Annotated in this window: 12 protein-coding genes; 7 read left to right on the top strand and 5 right to left on the bottom strand. The window is 67.9% G+C overall.

Annotated elements, in window-relative coordinates:
• Positions 1-133 precede the first annotated feature (133 nt).
• The 4 genes from AC1HC7_RS16365 to AC1HC7_RS16350 are packed head-to-tail and all read right to left on the bottom strand — an operon-like array spanning position 134 to position 4,579.
• Complete coding sequence (locus AC1HC7_RS16365) at positions 134-1,522, bottom strand: ribulose-bisphosphate carboxylase (protein ID WP_479496165.1); 1,389 nt, start codon at positions 1,520-1,522, stop codon at positions 134-136.
• A gap of 27 nt (positions 1,523-1,549) precedes the next feature.
• Positions 1,550-2,614, bottom strand: a complete 1,065-nt coding sequence (gene fba / locus AC1HC7_RS16360) for a class II fructose-bisphosphate aldolase (protein ID WP_479496164.1) — start codon at positions 2,612-2,614, stop codon at positions 1,550-1,552.
• A gap of 59 nt (positions 2,615-2,673) precedes the next feature.
• Positions 2,674-3,549, bottom strand: a complete 876-nt coding sequence (locus tag AC1HC7_RS16355) for a phosphoribulokinase (RefSeq protein WP_479496163.1) — start codon at positions 3,547-3,549, stop codon at positions 2,674-2,676.
• A 10-nt stretch (positions 3,550-3,559) separates the two neighbouring features.
• Positions 3,560-4,579, bottom strand: coding sequence for a class 1 fructose-bisphosphatase (locus AC1HC7_RS16350; RefSeq protein WP_479496162.1), 1,020 nt, complete (start codon positions 4,577-4,579; stop codon positions 3,560-3,562).
• A 151-nt stretch (positions 4,580-4,730) separates the two neighbouring features.
• On the opposite strand from AC1HC7_RS16350, the gene AC1HC7_RS16345 reads away from it, so the two are divergent.
• Positions 4,731-5,648, top strand: a complete 918-nt coding sequence (locus AC1HC7_RS16345) for a LysR family transcriptional regulator (protein WP_479496161.1) — start codon at positions 4,731-4,733, stop codon at positions 5,646-5,648.
• A 15-nt stretch (positions 5,649-5,663) separates the two neighbouring features.
• Here the strand turns inward: AC1HC7_RS16345 and AC1HC7_RS16340 are convergent, their stop codons facing one another.
• Complete coding sequence (locus tag AC1HC7_RS16340; RefSeq protein ID WP_479499224.1) at positions 5,664-7,205, bottom strand: pyridoxal phosphate-dependent decarboxylase family protein; 1,542 nt, start codon at positions 7,203-7,205, stop codon at positions 5,664-5,666.
• A gap of 272 nt (positions 7,206-7,477) precedes the next feature.
• On the opposite strand from AC1HC7_RS16340, the gene AC1HC7_RS16335 reads away from it, so the two are divergent.
• The 6 genes from AC1HC7_RS16335 to AC1HC7_RS16310 all read left to right on the top strand — a co-directional run bounded on the left by AC1HC7_RS16335 (position 7,478) and on the right by AC1HC7_RS16310 (position 13,277).
• Positions 7,478-8,728 carry a branched-chain amino acid ABC transporter substrate-binding protein gene (locus AC1HC7_RS16335; protein WP_479496159.1) on the top strand — a complete coding sequence of 417 codons (1,251 nt, stop codon included), beginning with the start codon at positions 7,478-7,480 and terminating at the stop codon, positions 8,726-8,728.
• 135 nt (positions 8,729-8,863) lie between these two features.
• Positions 8,864-9,820, top strand: a complete 957-nt coding sequence (locus AC1HC7_RS16330; protein WP_479496158.1) for a branched-chain amino acid ABC transporter permease — start codon at positions 8,864-8,866, stop codon at positions 9,818-9,820.
• On the top strand, positions 9,817-11,187 hold the full coding sequence (locus tag AC1HC7_RS16325) for a branched-chain amino acid ABC transporter permease (protein ID WP_479496157.1): 1,371 nt from the start codon (positions 9,817-9,819) through the stop codon (positions 11,185-11,187). Before AC1HC7_RS16330 ends, AC1HC7_RS16325 begins: the two co-directional genes overlap by 4 nt.
• Entirely contained in the window at positions 11,184-11,942 is a 759-nt protein-coding gene (locus AC1HC7_RS16320; protein ID WP_479496156.1) for an ABC transporter ATP-binding protein, read from the top strand. The genes AC1HC7_RS16325 and AC1HC7_RS16320 overlap by 4 nt, the downstream gene beginning before the upstream one ends.
• Positions 11,942-12,643: an ABC transporter ATP-binding protein gene (locus AC1HC7_RS16315; protein WP_479496155.1), complete on the top strand. Its 702-nt coding sequence runs from the start codon at positions 11,942-11,944 to the stop codon at positions 12,641-12,643. Before AC1HC7_RS16320 ends, AC1HC7_RS16315 begins: the two co-directional genes overlap by 1 nt.
• Before the next feature lie 49 nt (positions 12,644-12,692).
• Positions 12,693-13,277 (top strand): histidine phosphatase family protein, encoded by a 585-nt coding sequence (locus tag AC1HC7_RS16310; RefSeq protein WP_479496154.1) that lies wholly within the window; start codon positions 12,693-12,695, stop codon positions 13,275-13,277.
• Positions 13,278-13,348 lie beyond the last annotated feature (71 nt).

Raw genomic sequence — 13,348 nt, 5'->3', positions numbered from 1 at the left:
GCGCGGGGTTATTTTTTTTTTTCCTCTCCCCGCGGGGGGGGCGGTTTCCCCGGGCGCCCTGGGGGCGGGGGGGGGGGGGGGGCCCCGAGTCGCGCCCGCCCCGCCCGAAATCCTCATAGACCGATCCGCCGCCCTATGCAGCCGAATTGATCCTGAGCGCCTGGCGCCAGCCGGGATAGATTTCGTCCGCGTCGCCCGGAAAGCTTTCGAAGGCGCGGGCGAACTGCTTGTGCTCCTTGGCGAACTCGATCGGGTCGGCGCCTTCCTTCCAGCATTGTTCGGCCTGGCGCAGGGAAATCGCGCCCTCCGCCGCGCCGTCGATATGGCCGTAGGCGCCGCCGCCGGCGGTCATGATCAGGTTGGAATGGCCAAGATTTTCGAAGAACCCCGGCATGCGCAGCGCGTTCATGCCGCCCGAGATGATCGGCGTGGTCGGGTTCATGCCCTCCCATTCCTGATGGTAGAACGGCCCGTCGGCGCTGTCGTCGGCGATCATGTAGGCCATCATCTTGTCGGCGGGCTCGCCCTCCATCTTGCCAAAGCCCATGGTGCCGGTGTGAATCCCCGACGCGCCCTGAAGCCGCGACATCTTGGACAGCACGAAGGCGGTGTAGCCGCGCATGGCGCTGGGCGAGGTCACGGCGCCGTGGCCGGCGCGGTGGTAGTGCAGATACTGCTTGGGAAAGCCGCGCCGCGCGGTGGTGATCGCCGCCGGGCCGGCCACGTAGCCATCGACCAGAAACGCCACGTGGTCGGCGTTCTCGGCGAAGGTCTCGAGAATGAACTCGCCGCGCGCGATCATCTCGTGATGGTCGTCGGCGGTGATGTTGGCCGAGAACAGCTTGGCCTCGCCGGTCTTGTCCTGGGCGCGCTTCATGGCGTCGGCGACCAGGGGGATGGTGTCCTTCAGCGGCGCGAACAGCTGGTTGCCCTGGGGCTCGTCGTTCTTGATGAAATCGCCGCCGAGCCAGAAATCGTAGCAGGCGTCGGCGAAGGGCTTGGGGCGCAGGCCCAGCTTGGGCTTGACGATGGTGCCGACGATGAAGCCGCCATCCACCACCGGGCGGCGCAGCACCCGCCACAGGTCGCGGATGCTGGTCGAGGGCCCGTCGAACAGCCGCAGGAAGTTCGGCGGCATCCAGAAATCATGCATCTTGGCGTGCTCCACATCGCCCATGCCCTGATTGTTGCCGATGCACAGCGTCAGGAACGAGGCGATCATCGCCCGCCCGTCGATGATGTTGCGGTCGAACAGCTCCACCGGATAGGCGATCTTCATCACGTTCGCGGCCTCGTCGATCTCGTAGACGATGGCATCGACGCTGCGGGTGAAATCGTCGGTGGTGGAGACGCTGACATTGGTGCCGGTGGAGCTTTCGGCGGCGAAATGCGCGGCGGTTTCAAGGTAGCCGCCGAAACCCGCCTTGGGTTTCATGACATAGGCGACGAGCACGTGCCGCTCGTCGGCGATCAGCTGCTTTTCGTTCAGCGAGAGGTCGGCGTAGCGATCTGACTGGTCCATGATCTTCGTCCTTTCCGTTTGCTCGGCTCAGCCCAGCGCCGGGTCGAGCGACCCGTCGGCGTAGCGGCCGGCCATGTCATCCATCGAGATGACGGCGATGTCAGAGGCGTGTCCGGCGGTCCCGAAGCGCTCGAACCGGTCACGGCAGAGATCTTCAAGCGCGCTCATCGCCGGGATGAGGAATTTGCGCGGGTCGAATTCGGCGGGGGTTTCGCGCGCGACCCGGCGGAACTGCGCCGTCATCGCCATGCGGCAATCGGTGTCGATATTGACCTTTCGGACCCCCATCCTGATGCCGCGCTCGATTTCCTCGACCGGCACGCCGTAGGTCTGGGGCATCTCGCCGCCATTGGCGTTGATCAGGTCCTGAAGATATTGCGGCACCGAGGACGAGCCGTGCATCACCAGATGCGTGCCCGGCAGCTTCGCGTGGATCGCCTCGATCACATGCATGGCGAGGATCTCGCCGTCGGGCTTGCGGCTGAACTTGTAGGCGCCGTGGGAGGTGCCGCAGGCGATGGCCAGCGCGTCCACCCTGGTGCGGGCGACGAAATCAACCGCCTGGTCCGGGTCGGTCAGCAACTGGTCCTGGGCCAGCTTGCCCTCGGCGCCGGACCCGTCCTCGGCCGCGGCCTCGCCGGTCTCCAGCGAGCCGAGCACGCCCAGCTCGCCCTCCACCGAGGCCCCGACCCAATGCGCCGCCTGCGCCACCTTGCGCGAGATCTCCACATTGTAGTCGTAGGAGGCCGGGGTTTTCATGTCCGCCTCAAGCGAGCCGTCCATCATCACCGAGGTGAAGCCGTGGCGGATGGCGCTGAAGCAGGTGGCCTCGTTGTTGCCGTGATCCTGATGCAGGCAGACCGGGATGCGGGGGTTCATCTCGGCCAGCGCGGTCACCATGTGGCGCAGCATCACGTCGCCGGCATAGCTGCGCGCGCCGCGGCTGGCCTGCAGGATCACCGGCGCGTCGGTCGCCGCCGCGGCCCGCATGATCGCCAGCCCCTGTTCCATGTTGTTGATGTTGAACGCCGGAACGCCGTAGTCGTGTTCGGCGGCGTGGTCCAGAAGCTGCCTCAGCGTGATCAGCGCCATGCCGTTCTCTCCTCGGTTTGGTTGTTTGCAATCAGGCGCCGGCTGTCAGGCGGCCCGGTTCAGCCCGCCCTGCGCGCCAAATCCATCAGCCGGTGGATCAGCGGCGTCAGGATCAGCTGCATGGCCAGATCCAGCTTGTTGCCCGGGATGACGATGGAATTCGCCCGGCTCATCCAGCTGCCGGCGATCATCGAGGTCAGATAGGGGAAATCGATGCCGCGCGGGTCGCGAAAGCGGATCACCACCACGCTTTCGTCGGGGGTGGGGATCCAGCGGGCGACGAAGGGGTTGGAGGTGTCCACCACCGGCACGCGCTGGAAATTGATGTCGGTCTCGGTGAATTGCGGGCAGATGCAATGCACGTAGGAATGCATCCGGCGCAGGATCACCTCGGTCACCGCCTGGGTGGAATAGCCGCGGCTTTCCTTGTCGCGGTGGATCTTCTGGATCCATTCGAGATTGACCACCGGCACCACGCCGATCTTCAGGTCCGCGTGCTGGGCCACGTCCACGTCGGGGGTTTTCACCGCCCCGTGCAGGCCCTCGTAGAACAGCAGGTCGCTGTCCTCGCGAAACGGCGCCCAGTCGGTGAAATGCCCCGGCGCCACGCCCAGGCGCTCGGCCTCCGCGTCGTCATGCACGTAGTGGCGGGTGCGGCCCTGCCCGGTCTCGGAATATTCGCGAAACACCCGCTCCAGGTCTTCGAGCACGTTGGCCTCGATGCTGAAATGGCTGAAGGTGTGATCGCCGGCGGCGGTGCGCCGGGCCAGCTCCTCGCGCATTTCGGCGCGGTTGAAGCGGTGGAAGGCGTCGCCCTCGATGGAGACCGCCTCGACGCCCTCGCGCCGGAAGATCTGCTCGAAGGTGCGCTTCACCGTTGAGGTGCCCGCGCCGGAGGAGCCGGTGACGGAGATGATCGGGTGCCTGGTGCTCATCGTGGGGTCCTCAGTTGCGGAACAGGCCGCGATTGCCAAACAGCGCCGTCGTCTGATTGTCCGGCGCGACATGGTAGTCGGCGATGCGTTCGACGGTCATGGCGCAACCGAACACGAAGGGCGTGCGCGCGTGCAGCGCGTCGGGGATCCGGTCGAGGATCCGCTCAAGCCCGTCGGTGGCCCGCCCGCCCGCCTGTTCGACGACGAAGGCGATGGGCGCGCATTCGTAAAGATGGCGCAGGCGGCCGCGCTCATAGCCCTTGCGGTCGTCGCGGGGATACAGGAACACCCCGCCGCGCATCAGGATGCGATGGGTCTCGGCCACCAGCGAGGCCACCCAGCGCATGTTGAAATCGGCGCCGCGCGGGCCTTCGGCGCCGGCGAGGCAATCCTCGATGAAGCGCTTTACCGGCGCATCCCAATGGCGCTGGTTGGAGGCGTTGATGGCGAATTCCGAGGTCGCGGGGGCGATCGACAGCTTGCCGCCGATGCGGATGAAATCGCCGCTGTCGGGGTCGAGCGCGAACAGCAGCGTCCCCGCGCCCAGCGTCAGCACCAGCGCCGTCTGCGGGCCGTAGATCGCGTAGCCCGCGGCGATCTGCTCGTGGCCCGGGCGCAGGAAGCTGCCTTGCCAGTCATCCTTCGCGTCAAGCACCGAAAAGATCGCGCCGATGGAAATGTTGAGGTCGATGTTGGACGATCCGTCCAGCGGGTCGATGGCGACGGCCAGCGTGCCCGCCGGGTTCAGCTCATCCACCGAATCGCGTTCCTCGGAGGCCAGCCAGCGCACCGGCGCCTTGGCCAGCGCCGCGGCGAAGGCGTCGTCGCAGATCACGTCGAGCGCCTTTTGCGTGTCGCCGCCGAGGTTCTCGCCCACTTCCTTGCCGAGCGCGCCCTCGATGGCGCCGCGGCGGATGCGGCGCGACATGTCGCCGGCGACCGCGGCGATCGCCTTCAGCGCGGCGGCCAGATCGGGAGAGCAATCAGGCGACCCGTCCAGATAATCTGCAAGCGTTGCGATGCCCGGCATGATCTGCGCTCTCCCTGCTGGCGCCGGCGGCGTCGGGGGGTGACGACCGCATTGCGCGCCCCCCTTCAGTGGCGCAAGTTGAAACAAAAATATATTGAAAAAAATCTTGTTCATATTAAGAAAAACTATGGTTCGGGAAAACGCAGTCACCTTGAAGCAACTTCGCGCCCTGACCGCGACGGCGGCGCTGGGTTCGCTCACCGACGCGGCGCGGGCGCTGCATGTCACGCCGCCGGCGGTGTCCACGCAGCTGCGCAATCTGGAGGCCAATGTCGGGGCCGAGATCCTGCGCCGCGGCGGCGACGGGCGTTTTGCGCCGACCGCCGTCGGGCGCGAGGTGATCGCCGCGGCGCAGCGGGTCGAGGATGCGCTGACCCTGTCCTGGCGGAAGGTGGACGCGCTCAGGTCCGGGCGCGCGGGGCATGTGTCGCTGGGGGTGGTGAGCACCGGCAAGTATTTCGCGCCGCAGCTGGTGGCGGAGACGCGGGCCGCGCATCCGGAAATCGAGATCGGCCTCACCGTCGGCAACCGCGACGCGGTGATCACGGCGCTGAAGCGCCAGACCATCGAACTGGCGATCATGGGCCGTCCGCCGCGCGACCCGGAGTCCTGCGCCGACGTGCTGGGCGAACACCCGCATGTGCTGATCGCGCCGCCGACGCACCCGCTGGCCGGGCGGCGCGACATCCCGGCGGATCTGCTGCTCGACGAGGTGTTTCTCAATCGCGAACAGGGGTCGGGGTCGCGGGCGCTGACCGTGGATTACCTCGATTCGCTTGGCGGCGGACGGTCCTGGCGCGGGGTCGAGATGGGCACCAACGAGACCATCAAGCAGGCGGTGATGGCCGGGCTCGGGCTGGCCATCATCTCGGCCCACACGGTGGTGGCGGAACTGGAGGCCGGGCGGCTGACGATGCTGGATTCGCCGGGCCTGCCGATCCGCCGCCAATGGTTCCTGATCCGCCGCAAGGATGTGGAGATCTCGCCCATCGCCCAGCGGTTCCGGTCGTTCCTGCTGGATCTGGAGGGCGGGTTCCTGCCAGGGATCGCGGCCCCTTCCGGGACCTGAGCCGGATCTGGCGCGTCAGGTCAGCGCCCGGCCCGCCGCGACCACCGCGTCGAGCAGCAGGTCGAGATCGGCGCAGGTGGTGCGGTGGTTGGTGATGTTGACCCGGATCGCCAGCGCGCCGCCGATCCGCGTGGTGGAGGGCGCGGCGATCCCGTTTTCCTGCAGGTCCATGACGATCTCGCCGTTCAGGCGGTCCAGATCGGCGCCGCGCGCGCCGGGGCGTCCGGCATGGCGCAGGCAGACGATGTTGAGCGGCGCCGGGGCCATCAGTTCAAGCTCCGCATGATCCGCGACCCGGGCCGCGAGATAGGCGGCCTGATCGCAATTGTCCTCGATCTTGCGGGCGATGCGGGCGACGCCGTGCTCCTTCAGCGCGAACCAGATTTTCAGGGCGCGAAAGCCGCGCGACAGTTCGGGCCCGTATTCGCAGAACCACGGATTCGCCGCCGCCAGCCCGCGCGGAGCGGCGCTCAGGTAGTCCGGGCGCATGGCGAAGGCGGCGCGGTGCGCCGCCGCGTCGCGGATCAGCACGAAGCCCGCGTCGTATTGGACATGCATCCATTTGTGGAAATCGAAGGCCAGCGAATCGGCCCGCGCCATGCCCTGGACGCGCGGCTTCAGGCGCGGGCTGAGCGCCAGCGCCGCGCCGAACGCCCCGTCGACATGAAACCACAGCCCATGCGCGGCGCAGATGTCGGCGATGGCGTCGAGATCGTCGCCGGCGCCGGTGTTCACCGTCGCGGCCGAGCCGATGACGCAGAACGGCCGGCGCCCCGCCGCCAGATCGCGCGCGATCGCCGCGCGCAGCGCGCAAACGTCCATTCTGAAGCCGGAATCCGCGGGGATCATGCGCAGCGCGTCGGTCCCCAGCCCCAGGATGTCGAAGGCGCGGGCGTTGCAGCCATGGGCCTCGGCGGAGGCGTAGCCCACCAGTCGCCCGCTTGCCGCGCGCAGCCCCTGTTTGCGCACCCCCTGCGCCGCCCGCGCCCGCGCCGCGCCCAGCGCGATCAGGGTGGCGATCGAGGTGCCGCTGACCGCCAGCCCGCTGGCGCCCTCGGGAAAGCCGAACAGCTGGCGGCACCAGTCGATGACCTGGCGCTCCACGTGAACGGCGCCGTGATCGCGCCCGCCGAGATTGGAATTCATCGCCGCCGCCGCCATTTCGGCGATCACCCCGCCAGGGGCGCCGGCGCCGTGCACCCAGCCGAAAAACCGCGGATGCGCGTTGCCGGTGGGGTAGGGCAGCGCCAGGGCCTTGAGATCCGCGCAGGCCCGCGCCGCCCCCTGCGCCGCCATGGGCGGCGGTTCGGCCAGCGCCTGTTTCACGCTGTCGGGCATGGGCCGCCAGACCGGCGCGGGGCAGGGGGCGCCGTCCGGGCCGGGGCGCATGGTTTCAAGCTGGTCGAGCGCCGCATCGAGCATTTCATGCGCCAGCCGGCGAAACGCCGCGGGATCGGCGGGGTCGAGGCTGGCGGCGATGTCGGGCGCCGCGGGCTGCGTGGCGGGGCCGGCGGCGGCATCGGCGGCGGCATCGGCGGCGGGGGGCGCGGGCTTCATGGCGAACATCCTTGCGGCGATGCCTGCGGAGGGCGAGCGCCCGGGGCATGGCCCTGCATAGGCGGGTCCGAGGCCGATTTCCAGCCCCGGGCGCCCGGCCCCCCGGCCCGGATTCGGGCCCGGATTCAGGCCCCGATCCCACGCTTGCGACCGATCCGGCCGGGCATGGCCTTGCGGCGAGGGTTGACAAGGCGGGCAAATGTGAAACGATCTTTCGCACGGAGCGCGACGCCCGCATCGGGACGGCCGCGCCAACAGGGAGGACATCGAAAATGCGAAAATCTGCAAGGCGCGTGCTCGCCTTCGCCTTTGCGTCCGTGATCGCCAGCGCCGCGGCGGCGCAGGAAACCGTCAAGATCGCCTTCATCGATCCGCTTTCGGGCGGCTTCGCCAGCACCGGCACCAACGGACTGGCGCAGTATCGCTACGCGGTCGACACGCTGGTCAACGCCAAGGGCGGCGTGCTGGGCGGGCGGAACTTCGAAATCGTGCCCTTTGACAACAAGATCAGCCCCAAGGAATCGCTGATTCAGCTGCAGGTCGCCATCGACCAGGGCATCCGTTTCATCGCCCAGGGCAATTCCTCGGGCGTGGCCAACGCCATCACCGAGGCGGTGAAGAAGCACAACAAGCGCAACCCCGACAGCCGGGTGCTGTTCCTGAACTATTCGGCGGTCGATCCGGCGCTGACCAACGCCAAGTGCAATTTCTGGCATTTCCGCTTCGACGCCAACGCCGACATCAAGATGGATGCGCTGACCGACGTCATCAAGGCCGATCCCGGGATCAAGAAGGTCTACGTGATCGGGCAGGATTATTCCTTCGGCAAGGCGGTCGCCGCCGCCGCGACCCGGTATCTGGGCGAAAAACGCCCCGACATCGAAATCGTCGGCAACGAACTGCACCCGATCGGCAAGGTGAAGGACTTCACCCCCTACGCGCGCAAGATCATGGCCTCGGGCGCCGACGCGATCATCACCGGCAACTGGGGCACCGACATGGTCGGGCTCGGCAAGGCGGTGATCGGGGCCGGGTTCGAAGGGCCGATCTACACCTATTACGCCGCCGCCGACGGCATCACCAAGACCCTCGGCGCCGACGGCAAGAACCGCATCCGGCTGGTGGCCGAAGGCGCGCTCAACCCGCCGGGCAGCGATCGCGTCGACGCCTATGTGGACGGCTTCAAGGCGAAGTATCCCGACAACGACATCAGCCAGCCGCGCATCGCCAACGTGGTGGAGATGCTGGCCAAGGCCATCGACGCGGCGGGCTCCGCCGACGACGTGGTCAAGATCGCCTATGCGCTCGAGGGCATGACCCACGAATCGATCTGGGGCGGCACGGTGACCATGCGCCCGCAGGACCATCAGGCGATCCAGAACGTCCATATCCTGGTGCATACCGATGAGGGCATCGGCCATGATCTGGACAATTCCGGCTTTGGCCTTCGGGTGGAAAGCACCGTGGTCAACGCGGCCATGGACAGCCCGACCACCTGCAAGATGAAGCGCCCGAAAAGCTAGTCTCGCGCATTGGCGTTCGCGCCCGCCGGCCCGGGGATCGACCGGGCGGGCGGGCGCACCCGCCGCGCGCCTGAAACGCCGCAATCAAGACGCCGCAATCAAGACGCCGCGACCAAACCGAACGGAACCGACGCGATGGACCTGATCCTCGTGAACCTGATCGACGGGCTCGTGACCGGCCTGCTGCTGTTCATGCTGTCGAGCGGGCTGACGCTCATCTTCTCGATGATGGGCGTGCTGAACTTCGCCCATGCCAGCTTCTACATGCTCGGCGCGTATTTCGCCTATTCCATCAGCCTTTACACCGGGTTCTGGCTCGGCCTGCTGGTCGCGCCGCTGATCGTCGGGGCCGGGGGGGCGCTGGTCGAACGCTACGGGCTGCGCCGCGTGCACAAGTTCGGCCATGTGCCCGAGCTGATCTTCACCTTCGGGCTGGCGCTGCTGATCGAGGAGCTGGTGCAGCTGCTCTGGGGGCGCAGCCAGATGCCCTATGACGGCCCCGAGGCGCTGGACTTCACCGCCTTCGCCATCGCCGGCGCGGCGATTCCGGCCTACAAGGTGTTCATGATCTTCATCGCGGTGGGCATCTTCCTGGCGCTGCTCTACGTGTTGACCCGCACCCGGGTCGGGATGATCATCCAGGCGGCGCTCAGCCACCCGCACACGGTGGAATCGCTGGGCCACAACGTGCCGCTGGTGTTCATGGGGGTGTTCGGCGTCGGCACCGGGCTGGCCGGGCTGGCCGGGGTGATCGCCGGGCCGGTGCTGGGCACGTTTCCGGGCATGGCCTTCGTGCTCGGCTCCATCGTTTTCGTCACCATCGTGGTGGGCGGGCTCGGGTCGCTGTGGGGGGCGCTGGCGGCGTCGCTGCTGATCGGCTGGCTCACCACCTTCGCCACCGCCTACAACGTCGCCTTCGCTGACATTCTCACCGCCATCGGATTCACCCCGCCCGAGGACCTGTCCGAAAGCATGCTGCGCGACCTGTGGTCCATGACCCTGCCCCAGATCGGCCCGATCCTGCCCTATCTGCTGATGGTGCTGGTGCTGGTGTTCCGCCCCTACGGCCTGTTCGGAAAGCGCGAGACATGAGCGAAGCGGCCCCCAACCCCGGCCCGACCCCGGCCCCATCCCCGACTCCGACCCCGACCCCGACTTCGACCCCGACCCCGGCCGCGGCCCGGGCGCCCGCCGCCGCCGGGCCGGCTTTCGCCCGCGCGGCCCTGCCCTGGCTGCTGGCCGCCGCGGCGTTGGCGGCGATGCCGTTCGTCTTCGCCAACAATTCCTCGATCACCATCATGAACCAGATGGCGATCACCGTTGTGTTCGCGCTCAGCTACAACATGCTGCTGGGCCAGGGCGGGATGCTGAGCTTCGGCCACGCGGTCTACATGGGCCTTGGCGGGTTCTTCGCCATGCATGTGATGAACTGGATCGAGATCGACGAACTGCCGATCCCGCTGCCGTTCCTGCCGCTGTTCGGCGGGCTGTTCGGCATGGGCTTCGCGGCGCTGATCGGCACGTTTTCGACGCGGCGCGCGGGCACGGTGTTCGCCATGATCTCGCTCGGGGTCGGTGAACTGATCGCCGCCTCCTCGATCATCGTGGTGGCGTTCTTCGGCGGCGAGGAGGGCATCAGCGGCGACCGCACCTACGCGCCGTTCCTGGGCATCGAATTCCTCACCCAGATCGAGGTCTACTACCTGATCGGATTCTGGACGGTGGTCTCGGCGCTTGGCATGTTCCTGTTTTCGCGCACGCCGCTGGGGCGCATGGCCAACGCGGTGCGCGACAACCCCGAACGCGCCGAATTCCTCGGCTATTCGGCGCGCTGGGTGCGCTACGGATCCTTCGTCGCGGCGGGGTTCTTCGCCGGCGTGGCGGGGTCGCTTTTCGCCATCAACTACGAAATCCTGACCGAGGAGAACCTCAACCTGTCGACCTCGGGCATCATCCTGATGGTGACGTTTCTGGGCGGCATGGGGTTCTTTCTCGGGCCGGTGATCGGGGCCATCGTCTTCACCCTGCTGCAATCGGTGCTGAGCCTTCAGACCGACATATGGCAGCTGTATCTCGGGGCGCTGTTCCTGGCCACGGTGATGTTCTTTCCGCAGGGGCTGGCCGGGCTGATCGCCATGCATGCCGGCCCCTGGCGGCTGGGGCGCATCGGCCTGCTGGCCGGGCCCTATGTCAGGACCCTGATCCCGGGCGCGGTGGGGATTCTGGGCTGCGCGGCGCTGCTTGAAATGCTGTTCCACGTGCGCAGCGCCGCGGTGGGCGAATCGCAGATGTCCCTGTTCGGCATCGCCTTCGACAGCCATTCGCCGCTTGCCTGGGCCGTGGCCCTGATCATCGCCGGCGGCGGCATATGGCTGGCGCGGCGCGGGGCGCCGGAGCTGCGCCACGCCTGGGACATGGCCAACGCCGCGCCTGAAAGCGCGCCGGGGGCCGGGTCATGAGCAACGCGCTGCAACTCACCGGCCTGAAGAAGAGCTTCGGCAAGGCGGAGATCATCCGCGGCATCGATCTGGCCGTCGAAAAGGGCGAGCGCCACGCGGTGATCGGCCCCAACGGGGCCGGGAAATCGACGCTGTTCAACCTGATCACCGGGCGCTTCGCCCCCAGCGCCGGCACGGTGAGGCTGCATGGAGAGGACGTGTCGGGGCTCGCCCCCTATCTGATCAACCGCAAGGGCCTGTCGCGATCCTTCCAGATCACCAACATCTTCCCCAAGATGACGGTGTTCGAAAACCTGCGCTGCACGCTTCTGTGGTCGCTCGGCTACCGCTATTCCTGGCGCCATCTGGTCAGCCGCCAGCGGGCGCTGAACGAGGGCGCGGAGGAGATCCTCGAACAGATCAACCTCACCGCGCGGCGCGACCTGCCCGCCGGGGTGCTGTCCTACGCCGAACAGCGGGCGCTGGAAATCGGCATCACCATCGGCGGCGGCGCCGACGTGATCATGCTCGACGAACCCACCGCGGGCATGAGCCATTCGGAAACCGACTACATCGTCGACCTGATCCGCCAGGTCACCGTCGGCAAGACGCTGGTGATGGTGGAACACGACATGGGCGTGGTGTTCGGGCTCGCCGACCGCATATCCGTGCTGGTCTACGGCGAGATCATCGCCACCGGCGATCCGGATGCCGTGCGCGGCGATCCGCGGGTGCAGGAAGCCTATCTGGGCGCGGCGCTGGAGGCCGACCACTGATGCTCACCATCACCGATCTGCACGCCTATTACGGCAAGAGCCACATCCTCCAGGGGGTCGATCTCGGCGTCGGCGCCGGCGAGATCGTCGCCCTGCTGGGGCGCAACGGCGTCGGCCGCTCCACCACCTGCAAGGCGGTGATGGGCGAGGTGACGCTGAACGGGTCGATCCGATTTCGCGACCGCGAGATCGCCGGGATGAAATCCTACGAGATCGCCCGGCTCGGCGTCGGCTACGTGCCGGAAAACCGCGACATATTTCCCGGCCTGACCACCCGCCAGAACCTGCTGCTGGGGGTGAAGCCGGGGCAGGACCTGGACAAGAGCCGCTGGTCGATCGAGGACATGTTCGAGCTGTTCTCCAACCTGCGCGAACGCGCCGATGTGGAGGCCTCGGTGCTGTCGGGGGGCGAACAGCAGATGCTGACCATGTGCCGCACGCTGATGGGCGACCCCGAACTGATCATGATCGACGAGCCGACCGAGGGCCTGTCGCCGCAGATGACCACCCGCGTCGCCGAATTGCTGAGCGAGATCGCCCGGCGCGGGGTGTCGATCCTGCTGGTGGAGCAGAAGCTCGCCATCGCGCTCGACATCGCGCGGCGGGTCTATGTGATGGGCCATGGCAAGGTGGTGTTCGAAGGCGCGCCCGAGGATCTGCGCGCCCGCGACGACGTGCGCCGCGAATGGCTGGAGGTCTGACGCCGCCGCGGCCTTCGCCCGCAATTCCCGCAACAAGGACAAGCGCCGCATGCCATTCAAGAACCCGTTCTTCTTCCTGCGTCACGGTCAGACCGATTTCAACGCCGCGCGGCGCTGTCAGGGGCAGATGGACAGCCAGCTTGACGCGACCGGGCGCGCTCAGGCGCGGCGCGCGGCGCTGATCCTGCGCGATCAGCCGGTGGCGCGGATCGTCGCCTCGCCGCTGTCGCGGGCGCGCCATACGGCGGAGGCCGTGGCGGCGGAAAACGGACTCGACATCGCCTTTGACGACGGGCTGATGGAGGTCAATCTCGGCGTGCATCAGGGCCAGCCGATCGGCGACTGGGCCCCGGATTTCTGGACCGGCGACTACGATCCGCCGGGGGGCGAGACCTTCGCGCAGTTCGCCGACCGGGTCTGGGCCGCCATGGCGCGGGCCGCGGCGCTGGGCCCGGACACGCTGATCGTCGCCCATGGCGGGCTGTGGCTGGCGGCGCTGAGCTTCACCCGCATCGAACCGACGCTGCGCGTCATGCCCAACGCCCTGCCCATGCGCGTGACGCCGGCGGCGGATCACTGGCGCGCGGCGGCGCTGGACCCGGACCGCGCGCCCGCCGCCGCCCTGCCCGACTGACGGTCGCCGCATGGGCGGCGCGGGCCGCCGCCGCGGTCGTTGACCCGGGCTTTTGCGCCCCGCCTGCGCGG

It is taken from the genome of Oceanicella sp., from assembly GCF_056449545.1.
Note: the sequence above shows the minus strand (reverse complement) of the source record. Positions and strands in the feature narration are given on the sequence as shown.

Coding starts and splice junctions, on each gene's coding strand:
- AC1HC7_RS16365 (WP_479496165.1), bottom strand. CDS start 1,522: ATGGACCAGTCAGATCGCTACGCCGACCTCTCGCTGAACGAAAAGCAG.
- fba (WP_479496164.1), bottom strand. CDS start 2,614: ATGGCGCTGATCACGCTGAGGCAGCTTCTGGACCACGCCGCCGAACAC.
- AC1HC7_RS16355 (WP_479496163.1), bottom strand. CDS start 3,549: ATGAGCACCAGGCACCCGATCATCTCCGTCACCGGCTCCTCCGGCGCG.
- AC1HC7_RS16350 (WP_479496162.1), bottom strand. CDS start 4,579: ATGCCGGGCATCGCAACGCTTGCAGATTATCTGGACGGGTCGCCTGAT.
- AC1HC7_RS16340 (WP_479499224.1), bottom strand. CDS start 7,205: ATGAAGCCCGCGCCCCCCGCCGCCGATGCCGCCGCCGATGCCGCCGCC.
- AC1HC7_RS16335 (WP_479496159.1), top strand. CDS start 7,478: ATGCGAAAATCTGCAAGGCGCGTGCTCGCCTTCGCCTTTGCGTCCGTG.
- AC1HC7_RS16330 (WP_479496158.1), top strand. CDS start 8,864: ATGGACCTGATCCTCGTGAACCTGATCGACGGGCTCGTGACCGGCCTG.
- AC1HC7_RS16325 (WP_479496157.1), top strand. CDS start 9,817: ATGAGCGAAGCGGCCCCCAACCCCGGCCCGACCCCGGCCCCATCCCCG.
- AC1HC7_RS16320 (WP_479496156.1), top strand. CDS start 11,184: ATGAGCAACGCGCTGCAACTCACCGGCCTGAAGAAGAGCTTCGGCAAG.
- AC1HC7_RS16315 (WP_479496155.1), top strand. CDS start 11,942: ATGCTCACCATCACCGATCTGCACGCCTATTACGGCAAGAGCCACATC.
- AC1HC7_RS16310 (WP_479496154.1), top strand. CDS start 12,693: ATGCCATTCAAGAACCCGTTCTTCTTCCTGCGTCACGGTCAGACCGAT.